Raw genomic sequence first — 15,967 nt, 5'->3', positions numbered from 1 at the left:
CGTTCGACGGGCGGGCCCGCATCACGGGCCCGCCCGTCGACGTCCGTGTCACGGCACAGCCTGCTGTTCCCGGCCGCACCGCCGGCTGGCGGCGCACGCCGTGGACGCTCACGACTGGCGCTGGGTGTCCTCGAGGTAGCGCAGCACCGCACTGACCCGGCGGTCCACCCGGTCGGTCGGGGTGAGGTCCAGCTTGGCGAAGATGCTGCGAATGTTCTTGTGCACCGCGCCCTCGGTGACGAACAACCGCTCCGAGATGGCCGTGTTGCCGAGGCCTTCGGCCATCAGTGACAGCACCTCACGCTCACGCGGGGTGAGCCGGTCCAGGGCGGTGTCCGGCCGGCTGCGGGCGAGCAGTTGCCCCACCACCTCCGGGTCGACCGCGGTGCCGCCCCCGGCGACCCGGTGCAGGGCGGTGAGGAACTCCTCCACCCGGCCGACCCGCTCCTTGAGCAGGTAACCGAGCCGTTCGCTGCCGCCGGCGAGCAACTCGGTGGCGAAGGCCTGCTCGACATAGGCCGACAGCACCAGGACCGCCAACCCGGGCTGTCTGCGGCGGGCCTCACCGGCGGCGACGATGCCCTCATCGGTATGGGTGGGCGGCATCCGCACATCGACGATGGCGACGTCCGGTCGGTGCTCGTCGACGGCGGCGAGGAAACCGGACGGATTGTCGGCGGTCGCCACCACGTCGAGCCCTTCCGCGCGCAGCAGCAGGACCAGGCCCTCGCGTAGCAGGGCGTCGTCCTCGGCGATCACGATTCGCACGGCAACTCCACGTCCATCGTCGTCGGCCCACCGGGTGGGCTGATCAGCAAAAACTTCCCGTCGTGGGCCTCGACCCGACGACGGATGCCGGCCAGGCCGGATCCGCCGTGCTCGTCGGCACCGCCGCAGCCGTCGTCGCTGACCGTGAGCCGGAGCCGGCGGTTCACCACGTCCATGGTGACACTCACGGCGACGCCGGCGGCCCCACTGTGCTTGACCGCGTTCGTCAGCGCCTCGGCGACCACGAAATAGGCGGTGGCCTCCACCGACACCGCACATCGGCCGGGCAGGTGGACGTCCAGACGGCAGGGCAGGGCACACCCGGCGACCAGACCGTCGAGCGCACCGGCCAGTCCCCGGTCGTCGAGCACCGGCGGCAGGATGCTGCGCACCACGGTACGCAGTTCGCCGAGCGCCTGTTCGGCCGCCAGTTGCGCACGCTCGACCAGTTCCCGGCCGACCGCCGGGTCCCGTGCCAGGGCCCGGCCGGCAGCGCCGAGCAGCACGGTGACCGCAACCAGGCGGTTCTGGGTACCGTCGTGCAGCGACCGCTCGATCCGGCGTAGTTCGGCGGCGTGCGCGTCCAGGGCGGCGGCCCGGGTGGCCGTCAACTGGGCCACCCGGAGGCTGAGGTCGGTGCCGGCAGGCGGCGACAGCAGCAGCAGGCCCGGCCACGCCTGGAGCCGGGCCAGCCACCGGCCCGCGCCGAAGAGCACCGCCATCAGGGCCGCGCCGAGCAGCGACACGCCGATCGCGTCGACCAGGCCGTCGATCCGCCACGACACCAGGCCGGGCCCGCCGTCCTCGGGGGGTACCAGGCGGTGCCAGAACGGGAAGGTCAGGCTCTGCAGGGCGGTCAACGGCAGGGTCAGCCCGAGCAGGCCCATCGCCAGGCCGAAGGAGGAGTGCACCGGCAACCAGACGAGTTCACGACGTACGGCCGGGTCACGCAGCCCGGCCAGGGCCCGGTCGGGTGCCGGGGGGCGGGCTGAGGATCTCCGGGCCCCACCGGGACAGCCGCAGCCGTTCGCGGTCGGCGACCGATCGCACGACCCGCAGGGCACCGGGGATCAGCAGGATGCCGACGCCGAGGATGCTCGACACCAGCACGATGAGCAGGCACAGCAGCGCCCCGATCGCCAGTACGGCAGTGGTGAGGCCACCGACCAGGTCTTCCAGGGCGTCGACGGCGGCGCGTATCCGCTCCCCCGCGTACCGCCGCATGCCCACCTCCCGCGAGCCCCCGTCGCCCGTGACCTTAGGGCACCTGCCACCGGCCTGGCAGTACAGCAGGCTGTACTGCCTGTCGTCGCGCTGGCGGGATCGTTTCCGACCCGCGATCCTCCTAGCGTGTGCTGATGGCTGAACACATCTCGTCGAGCGACGGCCGCCACCGGCGGCCGGTCCTGTGGCTGCTGCTCTTCGTGAGCATCACCGCCAACGCGATCGCGTCGTCCGTCGGCACCACCACCGGCAGCACCGTCGTCAGCGTCCTCTTCGGCGTCACCGCCCTCGTCTGCGCCGGCTCCCTGGTGGTCGGCCACTACCGCCACCGCGAACAGTGAACCCGTCCGCCGCGGCCGGCGCACCGGTGGCCGCAACGACATCAGCGGACAATGCCGCACGGCACAGGTGCCGGAGTGTCCCCCGGGCCGATGCGGCAGGCGGATCACTGCGGCACGATACCGCCGGGGCGGAAGACAAGGGAGGCGATTCCAGCCATGACGAGCGACAGGAACACGGGCCGCCGGGGGTGGATCGCCGCTGCGACAGCCGTCCTCGCGGTGGCCGTCGTGATGGAGGAACTGCTGCGCTCCGGCACGCTGGCCGACGGTCTGCTGGACCACTGGTGGGGTCACGTCGGCAGCACCGTACTGCTGCTCGGCGGTGTGGGTGCCGGGCTGTACTTCCTGCATCGCGCGTACCGCAGCTGATCCACCCTCGAAACAGGTGTGCCCTGACCGGGCCTTCAGACCCAGGTCGTCCCGCGCGGCTACGGCGAGATCCTCGTCCGTAGCCGCGCCGTGACGCGTGGGGCCGTACCGGCACAGGGAAACGGGCCGGTGCGGTGGAATCCACCGCACCGGCCCGGGAAGGGCAGGTCGATCTCACCTGCCGGCGCACAGCGCCTTGTCGAACAGGGCCAGCAACTCATCCACCTTGGCGTCGTCGTTCGTTCCGACGAGGGTGACCGCCCGGCCGTCGGTCGTGATCCCCACACGGCTCTGGAAACCGTCGGCGTCGCCGCCGTGGCCGTACGCGGTCACCCCGCAGCTGAGCTCGAACCTGATCGTGCCCAGCCCGTAGCTCCACCCCTCGGGAAGGCCGGGGGCCGACACCGTCCGGCGCATGTTCGCCAGCTCGCGCGGCTTGAGCAACCGGCCGTCCTGCAGGGCGACCAGGAACTTGTTCATGTCGGTCGGGGTCGCGATCATCTGCCCCGCGGCACCGGCGACCGACGGGTCGAAGCGGGTGATATCCAGCAGCCTGCCGTCCTGGGCGAAGAGGTAGCCCTGCGGGTGGGGTGAACGGATGCCCCGCTGCCCCGGGCCGGGGTAGTAGGTTTCCCGCAGTCCGGCCGGCTTCAGGATGCGGTCCGTGATCACCTCGGCGAGCGGCCGGCCGGTCACATGCTGCGCCACGAGACCCAGTGCCACGTATCCGGCGTTGCTGTACTCCCACACCGGGTCCTCACCCGGGGTGTACGTCGGAGGCTGGGTCAGGGCCGAGTCGAGCAACTCCCGGGGTTCGAAGAACCGGTTCCGGATCGGCAGGATCCCCTTGTCGAGGAAGGTGTAGGTGCCCAGCCCGCTGGTGTGCTGCAGCAGCTGCCCGATCGTGATCCGGCGGCCGTCGATCGCCGCGCCGTCACCGGTCCCCCGCATCACACCCGGCAGGAACTTCTCCACCGGATCGGTCAACGCGATGGTGCCCTCCCCCACCAACTGGAGGATGACCACAGCGGTGAACATCTTCGTGTTGCTGGCGATCCGCACGTATCCGTCGGTCGGAACCTTCGCCCTGGTCCGGATGTCACCCACCCCGGCGGTGTAGTTGGTGACCCGTCCGTGCCGATCCCGGACCGACATCAGGGCACCGGGAAGCGTTCCGTCTGCGACCGCGGCGTCCAGGGCCGCCTGCAGCGACCTGTCCCGGCCGTTGCCGGTGCTTGCCTTCGACACGTCCGCCGACGCCACGCCCGCGACCGCAACGCCGGCCGCCGCCACCGAGACCATCGCTGCGGCGATCACACCCCGGCGCCAGGCACCGGTGGAACGCGGCTCACGCGTCGGACGATTCACCATACTGAACACGGGAACTCCCCATTTATTTGCCTCGCGCTGACTCACTCAGTGTTGTTTGCATATCCACGCCGCACGATCCCCCGCACTACCCGAGACCGGTACAGCCAGCACTACTCGATCTGGTCGGGGGCATGCCAGCGGCCGGGCCGATGGCCGGGTCGTGCGTCAGAATGTGCGCCGAATCGTCTTCGAACGCGGGCAGGTCGGGGCCCACCATCGGCATCGCCTGCCGGTCGGATTGGGCCCTCCCACACCGACGCAACCTGGGTACGGTGTGGACACACCGTACCCAGGCGCTCTGCGGGGAAATTGCTCTCGCGGCGGCCGTCACCGCCCACACAGTGCGGCGTCGACGAGCGCGTCCCGGTCCGCGCCGACAGACCCGTCCTTCACCGACCCGTTGAGGGAGGTGACCACGACGGTCACGGCGCGGCCGTCGTCGGTGACCGCGTTGGCGGTCGAGTAGCCCGGAATGTCACCACCGTGGCCCCACGCCACCGCGCCGCAGCTGAGCGGGATGCGGAACAGGCCGAGTCCGTAGCTCCGGCCCGCCGGGTACGCCGGGATGGTCGTACGCATCTCGGCCAACTGGGCCGGCCGCAGCAGCTTGCCGTCCAGCAGGGCCCGCACGAACGTGTTGAGGTCACCCGGTGTGGAGATCAGCTGACCGGCGGCCCAACCCCAACTGGGGTCCATCGTCGTGAAGTCGACCAGCTTGTCGGTCGCCGGGTCACGCTGGTAGCCGTGCGGGTGCCGGCCGTGGATCTGCTTGTCGCCGACCCCGGGCGCGTAGGTGTCGCGCAGGCCGATCCGCTCGATCACGCGGGAGGTGACCAGTTCGTTGAACGGGCGGCCGGTGACCCGCTGGGCGATCAGGCCGGCCAGGAGGTAGTTCGTGTTGCTGTAGGACCAGCCGCCGCCGGCGGGCCTGCCGTCCGTGCGCGCGTTGGCCAGGTCGAGCAGTTCGCGGGGCTCCAGGTAGATGTGCTGGTAGGTGAGCAGGTCGCCCATGGCCGAGAACATGGTGTCGGTGTAGTCGGGCAGGCCGCTGTCGTGCCGGAGCAGCTGACGTACCGTGATCTTGGTGGCGTCCACGCCCTCGGCCCGTACCAGGCCGGGCAGGTAGGTCTCGACCGGCTCGTCGAGCTTCACCGTGCCCTCGCCCACCAGTTGCAGGATCACGACGGAGGCGAACATCTTGCTGGCGCTGCCGATGCGGACCCTGCCGTTCACCGGCACCTTCTCGCCGGTCCGCAGATCACCGGTGCCGGCCGTGTAGTGCCTCGTCCGGCCGTGCCGGTCGCGGACCGCGGCCAGCGCGCCCGGGTGCCGGTCGGTGCCAACGAGCTTGTCCAGACCTTGCTGGATGCTGTCGCGGCGGGTGTCGGGCGGCCCGGCCGAGGCGGAGCCGGTGAACGCGAGACCGCCGACCGTGGTCACGGCGACCGCTGTGATGGCGAGTGCACGGAGACGCCGCCGGGTGGGTCGATCCTTCGGGAAGAGGACGGTAGGCACGTTGAACAGCTCCTCGTGGGTCCTACGACATCGAACTCCCTGAGTCTGCGGAAGCCGACGAAAGCCCTCAATCCAGCCTGCTGGACAGCCTCGGTAGCGGTGGCACCCCAACCCGACACCGAGGACCGGCGCGTGACCCGGACGGACGGCCGGGAGTCACCCGTCGCCCTGGAACTGCGGTCGTCGGCGAAGATCCATCGCGGGACTCGCGCCGGCGTCCCGAACGCGCTGACCACACCGGTCGACAGCGCAACGTCGCGGTCAGGCAGTTTCTGCCGGGGTGGCAGCGGTGAGGGTGAGGACGCCGGGAACCGCGGCGAACGCGGCGCGGGTGTCGGCGGCCAGTTGGTCGGCGGTGGCGGCGGGTGGCCGGGCGGTCCAGGTCTCGAGCCCGCGGTGGAACGCGGCGACGAGGACGTCCAGTGCCAGCCGGGGGCGGAGGTCGTCGGACGCGAGACCGAACCTGCGGTGCAGGACGTCGAGCGCGGCGCGGACGGTGACGTCGCAGAAGTAGAGGCAGTGGGCTTCGATCGCGGGGGTCCTGCCGGCCAGTTGCGTGCAGAGCAGGAGCCGGCGGGTCCAGTCACCCGAGTCCATGACCTGCATGGCGGCCAGCACGCTGTCCTGCAACACCAGCAGGACCGGCCGGCCGGGAGGGACCGGCCGCAGCGCCAGGTCATCGAGGAACGTTCTCCACAGGTCCTCGTAGGGCGCCATCGCCACCTCCTCCTTGCTGGCGAAGGTGCGGAAGAAGGTGCGCTTGGAGACCTCGACGCGGTCGCACAGCTCGTCGAGCGTCACCCCGTCGAAGCCCCGCTGGGTGAACAGGTCCAGGGCGGTGTCCGTCAGCGCTTCACGGGTGCGCTGCTTCTTGCGTTCCCGCAGCGAGGGCCGTGGCGGGGGGGAGGCTGACGACGCGGTGGCCATGCGGTGATACTACCGAGCGGCGTACGCCACTTGCAGGCTAATGCCACTCAGTGGCATTCTGCTTCAAGAGCAAGTCCAACCTGGGAGGCGACGTCATGCAAGCTCTGCTCGTTGATCGCACCGTGCCCGGCGGTCTCCGGCTCGGCCCGGCACCCGACCCGCTGCCCGCCGCCAACGAATCCCTGATCCGTGTCGTCGCCAGTTCCATCAATCCGGGCGACCTGTACCTGGACAACACCCCGGACGGAGCCGTGCCGGGCTACGACGCCGCCGGAGTGGTGGTGCGGGCAGCCGCCGACGGTTCCGGTCCGGCCGTCGGCACGCCTGTGGTGACGCTGGGCTTCGCCGGCGGCTGGGCGGAGCTACGCGCAGTGCGCACCGACTGGATCGGCGTGGCACCGGCGGACGCCGACCTGGGGGCCCTCAGCACGGTGCCGGTCGCCGGCACGACCGCGCTGCGCGCCCTGCACCGACTCGGCCCGATCATCGGACGCCGGGTGCTCGTGACCGGTGCCACCGGTGCGGTCGGCCGGTACGCCGTGCAACTGGCCCGGCTCGGCGGTGCGCACGTCACGGCGTCGACCAGCGACCCCGACACCCACGGCGGCGAACTGCGGGAACTGGGCGCCCACGAGGTGATCCGGTCCCCGGGGCAGCTCGACCGGGCGGTGACCGGCGTCATCGACGTGGTGGGTGGCGAGACCCTGGTGCAGGCGTACGACAAACTCGCCGAACACGGCACCCTGGTGTCGGTCGGCAACGTCGGCGGTACGGGTGAGTGTTTCCCCGCCCTCGCCTTCTCCGGCCACGACGGGCGCAACGACCGCTCCATCACCTCCTTCTTCCTGGGCGCCCATGCCGGGCTGTCCGAGGACCTGGCATGGTTGGCCGCGCGGGTCACGGACAATACGCTGACACCGCACATCGCCAGGCGCGACAGTTGGCAGGACGCCGGCACCACGATCCGGGCGCTGAGCGAGGGACGGGTGCGCGGCAAGGTCGTCCTCGACGTCGGCCGGTAGCCGCAGGGAGCAGGACGAACAATGGCACGACCACGTAGGGCCGTCCCCGACGACGCGGCTGCGCTGGTACGACTCCGCGTCACCATGCTGGAGGCGATGGGGGCACCCGTCGGCGACGCCACGGCACCGTGGCGGGCCGCCGCCCTGGACTGGTTCACCCGTTCGCTGAGCGACCCGCAGATGTTCGCCGCCTTCGTGATCGAAGACCCCGAACACGGCATCGTCAGCAACGCCTCCGGCCTCTGCGACCGGCACGCGCCGGGACCCGGCAACCCAGGAGGGCTGCGCGGTCATGTCTTCAACATCAGCACCGTGCCCCACGCGCGCGGACGTGGCCACGCCCGGGACTGCCTGAACGCGCTCCTGCGCTGGTTCGCCGACGACACCACGGTCAGCGTGGTCGACCTCAACGCCACCCCGGGCGGCGAACGTCTCTACCGGACCCTCGGATTCGCACCACCCCGCCACCCCGCCCTGCAACTGCGCCGGGACCAGATGTAGAGCCCGCGGGCTTACCGCACCTACCGGTTCCTGCGGCGCTCACGATCAGCGGCACGGGCATGTGCCCGTTCCAGCAGTCGATCTACCTCGTCCGCGGTGGCCGGGCCCGGGTTGACCACGCTGACCCAGCCCTGCACGGCGTAGGCGGGATGGGGCATCAGCTGGTCGGTCTGCGTGAAGTCGATTGTGTCGCTGTGCGCGGCGAACTCCTCGGGCCCGTAGTCGAACAGGTTGCGGAACTCGGCGCGCCCGACCTCGATGTTGAGCCGGTATCGTCCGGGCTCGGACAGCCGGGATCGTTCGTCGAAACCGGGCACGTCGTGCCCGACGATCGTGGCGAACGGCCGCATCCGGTCCTCGCCGGCGAAGAAGAACCGGTCGCCCCAGGTGTAGGGCGGCATCTCGGAGCCCGCTTCGATCCGGGTCTCGGTCACTGCGGGACGGCCGGCGATCCGGGCCGCGTCAGCGGCGCCGGGCTCCGAGCCGATGTGCAGGATCGCGTCGCAGGTCTCGACCGTGGCCGCGTCGAGCGAAAAGTACCCGAGCAGGTCCGTCACGCGTGGGCGCAGGTTACCGCCGTCGGGCGGTGCGAAGATGCCGGTCTGCGGGCCGAGACGTTCCTCATAGGTGCCGGCCTCCGGTTGGCCGAGGCCGACCGGCCCGCTTGCCCCGAGGCTGCCGGCCACGTACAGGTATCTGTCGCCGAGCAGTGGCGACACGATCGAGCCGGCGCCGTTCCACTGTGCTGCGAGGTCCTGACCATCCCAGTGGGTGTCCCACCGGCTCGGGTGCCGCTGGAGGTGGGCGTTGTTGGCGGAGACCAGGACCGGTCCACGGTCGCGTTCCAGGGCGAGGATGTCGAGCAGATTCTGCGCCATCAGCGCGTCCCGCGCCGCGAGCAGGCGGCCGATCCGCTGGGACTGGGTGCCCGGCTCGGCCATTGCGCCGTGGTAGGTGAGCAGGCCGATCGCCGTGGTGGCGAGCACCCTGGCGCGGTTCCAGGCCTGGGCGGAGGTGTCGCCGATGAGATGGGGCGCGTCGGCGTACAACCGGGATCGCAGGTCCTCGGCGAGGCCGCGTAGCGCGGCGGCCTGCGGTGAACGGCCCGGTGAACGCGACGCGTCGTACATGATCTCCGGGGCGCTCCAGCGGTCTTCCTCGCCGACCAGGCGGTCCAGGTCGGTCGTCGCTGCGCCGAGGTATTCGCACAGCTCACGCAGCAGCGGGCCAGGGCTCGGCGCACCGGTGATCTCGGTCGGGGCGTCGAAGCCATGGAAGGTGACGCGCTCTGCGGGTGGCAGTTTCCCGTTGTGTTCGCGCAGCCAGTCCACCAGTTCACGGGTGGCCGGGTGAGCACCCCAGCCGTGACTGATGCCGGTGCTCAGGTCCACCTCGTCGCGCCGGCCCTGGACGTAGTCGTCGACGGCGAGGCCGGCGGCCCGGTCCGATTCGATGGCGATCGACCGGAAGCCGTGCCCGACGAGGGTTTCGAGGATCCGGTTACGCAGGCGGGGGAATGCCGGCTCCCCGTGGTAGGGCTCACCGATCGCGAGCAGGTGCGGCCGGCGGGCACGGACAAGGGACAGCAACTCGGCGTCGAAAGCCATGACCTCAACCGTATCGTTGAACCAACCTGTGAAACTTCACCAATTTCTCGCTCGGAGATTGCCACGTGAAGCCTCAAACGGCGAGGTACCGGCCGGTGGATCTGGGCCGGGCAGTCGGGCTGTCCGCGCAGGCGGTCCGCAACTACGAGCAGGCCGGGATGATCCCGCCCGCCGCCCGCACGGCCAGCGGCTACCGGGTCTACACCGATGACCACGTGCGCGCGCTGTCCGCCTATGTCGCGCTCATCGCGGGATACGGCCACCGCGCCGCCGGGGAGATCACGAAATCCGTGCTCGGCGACGACCTCCCGACGGCGCTGGCCGTGCTCGACACCGCTCACATACAGCTTCACCGCGACCGGGAGACCGTGGAACGAGTCGCCTCAGCGGTCGTCCTGCTCGCCTCCGGCCCGCCGGCCACGCTGGACTCAGATCGGCCCGTCTCGATCGGAGTCCTCGCCCATCGGCTCGGTGTCACCCCGGCCACCCTGCGTAAATGGGAACGAGCCGGAATCCTGGCCCCAGCCCGGTCACGGACCGCACGCGCCTACCACGCCGACGACGTACGCGACGCCGAACTCGCCCACCTGCTGCGCCGAGGCGGCTACCCACTACAGCACATCGCGGCCGTGATCGAGCAAGTCCACGCTGCCGGCGGCCCCGGCCCGCTGGCAGCGTCGATCGACCAGTGGCGCGAACGGATCACGACCCGCGGTCGGGCGATGCTCACCGGCTCGGCCCGCCTCGCGGACTACCTGTCCTCCGCAAGCTGACGCACAGCAATGCGTGAACCCATCAGCCCACCGCCGACATACCGGTCACGGTCATCACGCTACCGGGCTCCTGCCGGGTCTCGACGCCAACCTCGTCACGTCATCTCTTCCGGGCGCAGACGCACGCGGCGCAGCAGTTGGGCGTTCAGCGCCACCACGATCGTCGACGCCGACATCAGCACCGCCCCGACGGCCGGACTGAGAGTCACCCCGGCCCACGCCAACGCGCCCGCCGCGAGGGGAAGTGCGACGACGTTGTAGCCAGCAGCCCAGGCCAGGTTCTGGATCATCTTGCGGTAGGAGGCCCGGGACAGCGCGATCACCCCGGTCACCCCACGCGGATCGGAGGAGGCCAACACGACCCCGGCCGACTCGATGGCCACATCGGTGCCGGCGCCGATCGCGATACCCACGTCGGCTCGGGCCAGCGCCGGGGCGTCGTTGACCCCGTCGCCGACCATCGCCACCCGCAGGCCCCGCCGCTGCAGGTCGGCCACGGCGTCATCCTTGTCGGCGGGCAACACCTCCGCGTACACCTCATCCTCGCCGGCCCGGAAGCCCAGGTCTGCGGCAACCGCCTCGGCGACCGGCCGCGCGTCCCCCGTGATCATGACGATCTTCCGGACACCCCGGGCCCGCAGATTGGCGATGGCCTGCCGGGCCTCCGGGCGGACCTCGTCCTCCAACGCCAGGGCCCCGACCACGGTGGCCCGGTCGCCGTCCAGGCGCAGCAGGTGCAACACCGCGGCTCCCCGGTCGGACCACTCCCGCTGCCGGTGGGTCAGCTCCTCGGGTATTGCCACGCCCATTTCCCGCAGCATCGCGGGGCCGCCGACCGCGTAGCTGACGCCGTCGACCTCGGCCCGCACGCCCCGCCCGGTCAACGACCGGAACCCCGACGCCCGGCGGGCCGGCTGCCGTGCCTGGGCGGCGGACACGATCGCCCGGGCCAGGGGGTGCTCGCTGTCGGCCTCGACCGCGGCCGCGACCGCGAGGACCTCGTCGTCGGCGGTGCCGCCGACGCCCGCGACGCCGGTCAGCGCGTGTTCGCCGCGGGTCAGGGTGCCGGTCTTGTCGAACAGCACCGCGTCCACAGTACGCATCCGCTCCAACGCGAGCCGATCCTTCACCAGGATCCCACCCCTGGCCGCCACGGCGGTGGACAGGGCGATGACCAGCGGGATGGCCAGACCGAGGGCGTGGGGGCAGGCGATCACCAGCACCGTGACGGTGCGGACCACCGCCTCGCCGAGGTTGCCGACGACGGTCCAGACGACGAGGGTGACCGCCGCCGTGGCGGTGGCGATGTAGAACAGCCAGGCCGCGAACCGGTCGGCGAGCACCTGCGCCCGCCCGCTGGACTGCTGCGCCTGCGCGACCAGTCGCTGGATACCGGCCAGGGCGGTGTCCTCGCCGACCGCGTTCACGCGGACCCGGATCGCCGCGTCGGTGGCCACCGTTCCGGCCACGACCCGGTCACCAACACCCCGGTCGACCGGCCGGGACTCTCCGGTGATCATCGACTCGTCGAGTTCGGCGCCGCCGTCGACCACCTGGCCGTCGGCCGGTACCCGCCCGCCCGGCCGGACCAGCACCACGTCCCCGACGCGCAGGTCCGCGACCGCCACCGGCCGCGGTTGGCCGTCCTCGCCGACGCGTTCGGCGTCGTCGGGCAGCAGCGCGGCCAGCGCGGCAAGGGCCCCCTGGGCTTGACCGATGGCCTTCATCTCCTGCCAGTGACCGAGCAGCATGATGGTGACCAGGGCGGCCAGTTCCCACCAGAAGTCCAGGTCGAAGGCGCCCAGCGCGGTGGCCAGCGAGGCCACGTAGGCCACGGTGATCGCCATCGCGATCAGCAGCATCATCCCGGGCGCGCGATCCCGGATCTCCCGCACGGCTCCCTGGAGGAACGGCCAGCCGCCATAGCCGAACACGACGGTGCCCAGCACCGGCCCGACCAGGTTCATCCCGGGGAAGTCGACCCGATAGCCGAACCAGTCCATCACCATGTGGCTGGTCACCACGATGGGCACAGTCAGCACGAGGCTCAGCCAGAACTTGCGGCGGAACGCCTCCGGATCATGCCCGGCGTGCTTGTCGTGTCCCCCGTGCCCGGGCGCGCCGTGCTGTTCATGGCCTGCAGCCGCCGAGTGATCGCCGTGCTGGTGCGCGTGACGGGACATCTCGTCACCTCCTCGCCATCCATCCTATACCCCCGGGGGGTATCTGATGCGTGGTTCGCGCCTCACTCGGTCTCACCGCGCGGCCAAGGAAGGTCTCGGACCGGCCCCTCGACAGGAGTCACCACCCAGCCCCGAGTGAAGTGACCCCCTGAGACCGGACACCTCCTGACTAGCTGGAGAAGGAGATCTTGAAAAAAGCCGTGCGTGACTCAGGGAGTCGACGGGGCGGTAGGGGCCGGGTGCGGCATGGCCGACCGGCCGGACCTTCATCCGAGCAGCCGGCCCTTCGACGGTGGAGACCCGTGGTGCCCCGACGATTCCGGGGCCTGCTGCTCGCGTACCCCCGGGCGGATCAGCCCGCCCTCGTACGCCGCGATCGTCGCCTGCACCCGGTCGCGCACGCCCAGCTTGCCCAGGACGACCGCCACGTGGTCCTTGACCGTCGACGCGCTGATGCCCAGGACCGCCGCGATCTCGGCGTTGGACAGCCCGCGTGCCACCTGGTGCAGCACCTGCGTCTCGCGGGGGGTCAGCCCGCCGAGGCGTGCGGCGTCCTCGGGCCCGGGCCCGGTCGCGAACCGGTCGATGAGCCGGTGGGTGACCCCCGGGTCGAGCATCGCGTCCCCGGCGGCGACGACCCGGACGGCGTCGATGACCCGCTGCGGCTCCGCGTCCTTGAGCAGGAACCCGGCCGCTCCGGCCCGTAGCGCCGCGAACACGTACTCGTCAAGGCCGAACGTCGTCAGCATGACGATCCGGGTCGCCGGATGCCGCTGCCCGATCGCGGCGGCCGCCGCGATCCCGTCGGCGCAGGTCGGCCGGCCCGAGGGCGGGCCCTCCGGGCGGAGCCCCCGAACCGGAGGACCCGGGGTGGGGGGCCGGCGGGCTGGCATGCGTACGTCCAGGACGGCGACGTCGGGAGTGGTCGACGCGACGAGCGCGACGGCCGAGTCACCGTCGTGGGCCTGGCCGACGACCGCGATGTCCGGCTCTGCGTCGAGGATCGCGGCGATGCCGGCGCGCACCGTGGCCTCGTCGTCGGCGACGATGACCCGGATCATCGCAGCGCCTCCGGCAACCAGACGCGGACCGTGGTGCGGTCGGTGTCGACCGCCACCGAACCGCTGGCGGCGTCCGTCGCATCCCGCAGCGACCGCAGCACCTCCACACCGACGGGCGGGCAGCGGCGGACCTCCAGGCCGATCCCGCCGGCGACGTACGTCACCGTGGCCACCGCGCCGTCGGCGATGAGCGCCGCGCCCGCCCGGTGCGCGGCCACCTCCAGGGGCGCGGGCAGGGACCGTGGCTCGCCGACGAACCGCAGCGCCGACCGGCGGCGCGCCGCCAGGTCGGACAGGGCGGCGACGGCGGGCGGCGGGTCGGGCCGGTCCTGGGGCAGCCCGTGCAGCAGCCGTCGCAGGGCGACCAGGCCGGCGCGGGCCTGCGCCGCGACCTCGTCCAGCCGGCCAGCCTCGGCTGCGGCGAGCGCCGAGGTGGCGTGCAGCCGCGCGCTCACGCGCAGGTCGTCCACGATGCGCGCGCGCTCGCCCCGCGCCGCGCTGTCGGCGTGCCGGCGCACGGACTCCCGTGCGGCGGCCTCGGCGGTCGACCGGCGGGCCCGCCGCGTCGTCACCAGCCTGCCGGCGAGCCAGGCGGCACCCAGCGGTATCGCGAGTACGACGCCCAGCACCGCACCGGCCGCGGCACGGTTTCCGGTGATGTCGGCGCCCGCGCCCAGGGCCACCCCGCCGACGGCGGCCACCGCCAACGGCGCGGCGAACCCGAGGCTGGCTGCGGGCCGGTAGGCGGCCACCGCGTACACCAGCGCCAGCTCGACCCACCAGCACCACAGGAACGTCTCCGCCGGGTCGTGCCGGGTCCAGCCGGCAGCGGTGCCGGCGAGCCAGGCGACCTGGACCGTCAACGCCGCGACCAGCGCCGCGCCGGGCGCGAGCCGGCGCCATGCCAACGGCAGCGCGTGCAGCACCAGCAGCGCGACCAGCAGCGTCGCCGGAATCGGCGCGGCCAGCGGATCGGGGCCGTCCCCGCCCGGCAGCAGCACCGTGCCCGTGGACAGCCCGAGCGCGAGGACGACCATCGCCCCGTCCCGGACCGCCGCGCCGGCCCCGGCCCAGGTCCGGACGCCCGGCGGCGCTCCCGTCGTCGCCCGGACGGGCGGCGTCGCTCCGGTCCCTGGCGGGGCGCCCGGTGCCGCCCCGGGCCGCCACGGCAGCCGGGCCCGGACCCGCCATCCCGGACCGGCCGGCCCGGCGTCGAGGTCGCCGCCGACCGCCTCGACCCGGGCGCGGAGCCCGGCGATGCCGAGCCCGCTGCCCACGTCGCCGGCCGCGCGGCTGCCACCCCCGTCGAGCACCGTCACGGTGCACCCGCCGGGTTCGGCGGTGATCCGCACCGTCGCCGCCGCGCCCTGCGCGTACCGCATGAGGTTGGTCAGCGCCTCGCGGACGATCAGGTGCACCAGGGCCGCGACCGCCGGCGGGACGACCCGCGCGGTGCGCTCGTAGTGCACCCACGGGTGGCCCGCCACCAGCTGGTCGACCGCCTCGATGCCGACCTCGTCGTCCCGCCCCGCCGACGCCACCACCCGGTCCAGGTCGTCGACCGCCGCCTGCCCGGCGCCGATCGCGTGTTCGATCGCCCGCTCCCGCAGCACCGGGTCGGCGAGGCGCAGCGCCGCACCGGCGGACACGAGGATCGCGGTCAGCCGGTGACCGGCCACGTCGTGCAGCTCGGTCGAGAGCCGCCGGCGTTCCTGCGCGACCGCGAGCGGCGCGAACCCGTCCACGGCCGCCCGGAAGGTCTCGGCCGAGGCCCGGTCGGCGCGGACCCGACGGCGGAACCGCCCGACCGCCCACACCCCGGCGGCCACGGCCCCGAGCACGAGCGCGGTCGCGACGGTGGCCCGCGCCGACGCGCCGGAGGCCGCCGCCGTCACGGCGAACCCAGCCACCACGGCCGCGACGCCGGCCGCCGAGACCGCCGCCGTGCGGTGCACCACCAGCGCGTACGCCGTCAGCAGCACCGCGGCCGGGCCGGCCGGGGCGGCCCCGACGACGGAGGCGGCCAGCGCGGTGGCCAGGGCGGCACCGGCCAGCGCCGGGCCGGGCACCCGCCTGCGGTAGAGCAGCGCGACCACGGCGACGACGGCGACGACGCAGACGCCGGGCGCCAGCCGCGGGTCCGGCCGGGCGGCGAGCCACCACAGCGCCTGCGACACCGCCACGGCACCGGGAGCCCAGGTGTCGCCCAGGTCAGGGGCCCAGCGTCGCATCCCCCGATGGTACGGGCCGCCCGGCCGGTCGGGACCCCGCCGCGAGACGGGGGTGGGGCGCGCGGAAGCCGTCC

Annotated in this window: 14 protein-coding genes and 1 pseudogene; 5 read left to right on the top strand and 10 right to left on the bottom strand. The window is 72.6% G+C overall.

Annotation, left to right across the window (positions count from 1 at the left end; translation table 11 throughout):
• Nucleotides 1-108: 108 nt before the first annotated feature.
• The 3 genes and pseudogenes from ACN265_RS32345 to ACN265_RS32335 form a co-directional block, all read right to left on the bottom strand.
• Nucleotides 109-768, bottom strand: coding sequence for a response regulator (locus ACN265_RS32345; protein WP_421411182.1), 660 nt, complete (start codon nucleotides 766-768; stop codon nucleotides 109-111).
• Nucleotides 756-1,490 carry a sensor histidine kinase gene (locus tag ACN265_RS32340; RefSeq protein WP_421411731.1) on the bottom strand — a complete coding sequence of 245 codons (735 nt, stop codon included), beginning with the start codon at nucleotides 1,488-1,490 and terminating at the stop codon, nucleotides 756-758. Before ACN265_RS32340 ends, ACN265_RS32345 begins: the two co-directional genes overlap by 13 nt.
• Nucleotides 1,482-1,992 (bottom strand): annotated as a pseudogene (locus ACN265_RS32335) (sensor domain-containing protein); the annotation flags it as partial. The pseudogene ACN265_RS32335 and the gene ACN265_RS32340, both read right to left, overlap by 9 nt.
• A gap of 134 nt (nucleotides 1,993-2,126) precedes the next feature.
• Here ACN265_RS32335 and ACN265_RS32330 point away from each other — a divergent pair.
• The gene (locus ACN265_RS32330) at nucleotides 2,127-2,333 is read left to right on the top strand and encodes a hypothetical protein (RefSeq protein WP_421411180.1); all 207 of its coding nucleotides are present in this window, start codon (nucleotides 2,127-2,129) and stop codon (nucleotides 2,331-2,333) included.
• A 156-nt stretch (nucleotides 2,334-2,489) separates the two neighbouring features.
• Nucleotides 2,490-2,702, top strand: a complete 213-nt coding sequence (locus tag ACN265_RS32325; protein ID WP_204925386.1) for a hypothetical protein — start codon at nucleotides 2,490-2,492, stop codon at nucleotides 2,700-2,702.
• A gap of 174 nt (nucleotides 2,703-2,876) precedes the next feature.
• Here ACN265_RS32325 and ACN265_RS32320 read toward each other — a convergent pair whose 3' ends face one another.
• From ACN265_RS32320 to ACN265_RS32310, 3 genes are all read right to left on the bottom strand, one after another.
• Nucleotides 2,877-4,118, bottom strand: coding sequence for a serine hydrolase domain-containing protein (locus ACN265_RS32320; RefSeq protein WP_421411178.1), 1,242 nt, complete (start codon nucleotides 4,116-4,118; stop codon nucleotides 2,877-2,879).
• 282 nt (nucleotides 4,119-4,400) lie between these two features.
• Nucleotides 4,401-5,513 carry a serine hydrolase domain-containing protein gene (locus tag ACN265_RS32315; RefSeq protein ID WP_421411176.1) on the bottom strand — a complete coding sequence of 371 codons (1,113 nt, stop codon included), beginning with the start codon at nucleotides 5,511-5,513 and terminating at the stop codon, nucleotides 4,401-4,403.
• 336 nt (nucleotides 5,514-5,849) lie between these two features.
• Nucleotides 5,850-6,515, bottom strand: coding sequence for a TetR/AcrR family transcriptional regulator (locus ACN265_RS32310; RefSeq protein WP_421411174.1), 666 nt, complete (start codon nucleotides 6,513-6,515; stop codon nucleotides 5,850-5,852).
• Nucleotides 6,516-6,610: 95 nt separating this feature from the next.
• On the opposite strand from ACN265_RS32310, the gene ACN265_RS32305 reads away from it, so the two are divergent.
• Both ACN265_RS32305 and ACN265_RS32300 read left to right on the top strand, forming a co-directional pair.
• Nucleotides 6,611-7,537, top strand: a complete 927-nt coding sequence (locus ACN265_RS32305) for a zinc-binding dehydrogenase (protein ID WP_421411172.1) — start codon at nucleotides 6,611-6,613, stop codon at nucleotides 7,535-7,537.
• 21 nt (nucleotides 7,538-7,558) lie between these two features.
• A complete protein-coding gene (locus ACN265_RS32300) occupies nucleotides 7,559-8,038 on the top strand; it encodes a GNAT family N-acetyltransferase (RefSeq protein WP_420119633.1) in 480 nt (159 codons plus the stop codon).
• A 20-nt stretch (nucleotides 8,039-8,058) separates the two neighbouring features.
• On the opposite strand, the gene ACN265_RS32295 is transcribed toward ACN265_RS32300, so the two are convergent.
• On the bottom strand, nucleotides 8,059-9,645 hold the full coding sequence (locus ACN265_RS32295; RefSeq protein ID WP_421411170.1) for a DUF6194 family protein: 1,587 nt from the start codon (nucleotides 9,643-9,645) through the stop codon (nucleotides 8,059-8,061).
• 65 nt (nucleotides 9,646-9,710) lie between these two features.
• Between ACN265_RS32295 and ACN265_RS32290 the strand changes: the two genes are divergently transcribed.
• Complete coding sequence (locus ACN265_RS32290) at nucleotides 9,711-10,418, top strand: TioE family transcriptional regulator (protein WP_421411168.1); 708 nt, start codon at nucleotides 9,711-9,713, stop codon at nucleotides 10,416-10,418.
• A gap of 95 nt (nucleotides 10,419-10,513) precedes the next feature.
• Here ACN265_RS32290 and ACN265_RS32285 read toward each other — a convergent pair whose 3' ends face one another.
• The 3 genes from ACN265_RS32285 to ACN265_RS32275 all read right to left on the bottom strand — a co-directional run bounded on the left by ACN265_RS32285 (nucleotide 10,514) and on the right by ACN265_RS32275 (nucleotide 15,893).
• Nucleotides 10,514-12,601: a copper-translocating P-type ATPase gene (locus ACN265_RS32285; protein ID WP_421411166.1), complete on the bottom strand. Its 2,088-nt coding sequence runs from the start codon at nucleotides 12,599-12,601 to the stop codon at nucleotides 10,514-10,516.
• Between the two features lie 266 nt (nucleotides 12,602-12,867).
• Nucleotides 12,868-13,662 (bottom strand): response regulator, encoded by a 795-nt coding sequence (locus tag ACN265_RS32280; protein ID WP_208565009.1) that lies wholly within the window; start codon nucleotides 13,660-13,662, stop codon nucleotides 12,868-12,870.
• Nucleotides 13,659-15,893, bottom strand: a complete 2,235-nt coding sequence (locus tag ACN265_RS32275) for a histidine kinase (RefSeq protein WP_421411164.1) — start codon at nucleotides 15,891-15,893, stop codon at nucleotides 13,659-13,661. The genes ACN265_RS32280 and ACN265_RS32275 overlap by 4 nt, the downstream gene beginning before the upstream one ends.
• Between the last annotated feature and the right edge of the window lie 74 nt (nucleotides 15,894-15,967).

It is taken from the genome of Micromonospora sp. WMMD730, from assembly GCF_049178955.1.
Taxonomy (GTDB): Bacteria; Actinomycetota; Actinomycetes; order Mycobacteriales; family Micromonosporaceae; genus Micromonospora; species Micromonospora wenchangensis.
Note: the sequence above shows the minus strand (reverse complement) of the source record. Positions and strands in the feature narration are given on the sequence as shown.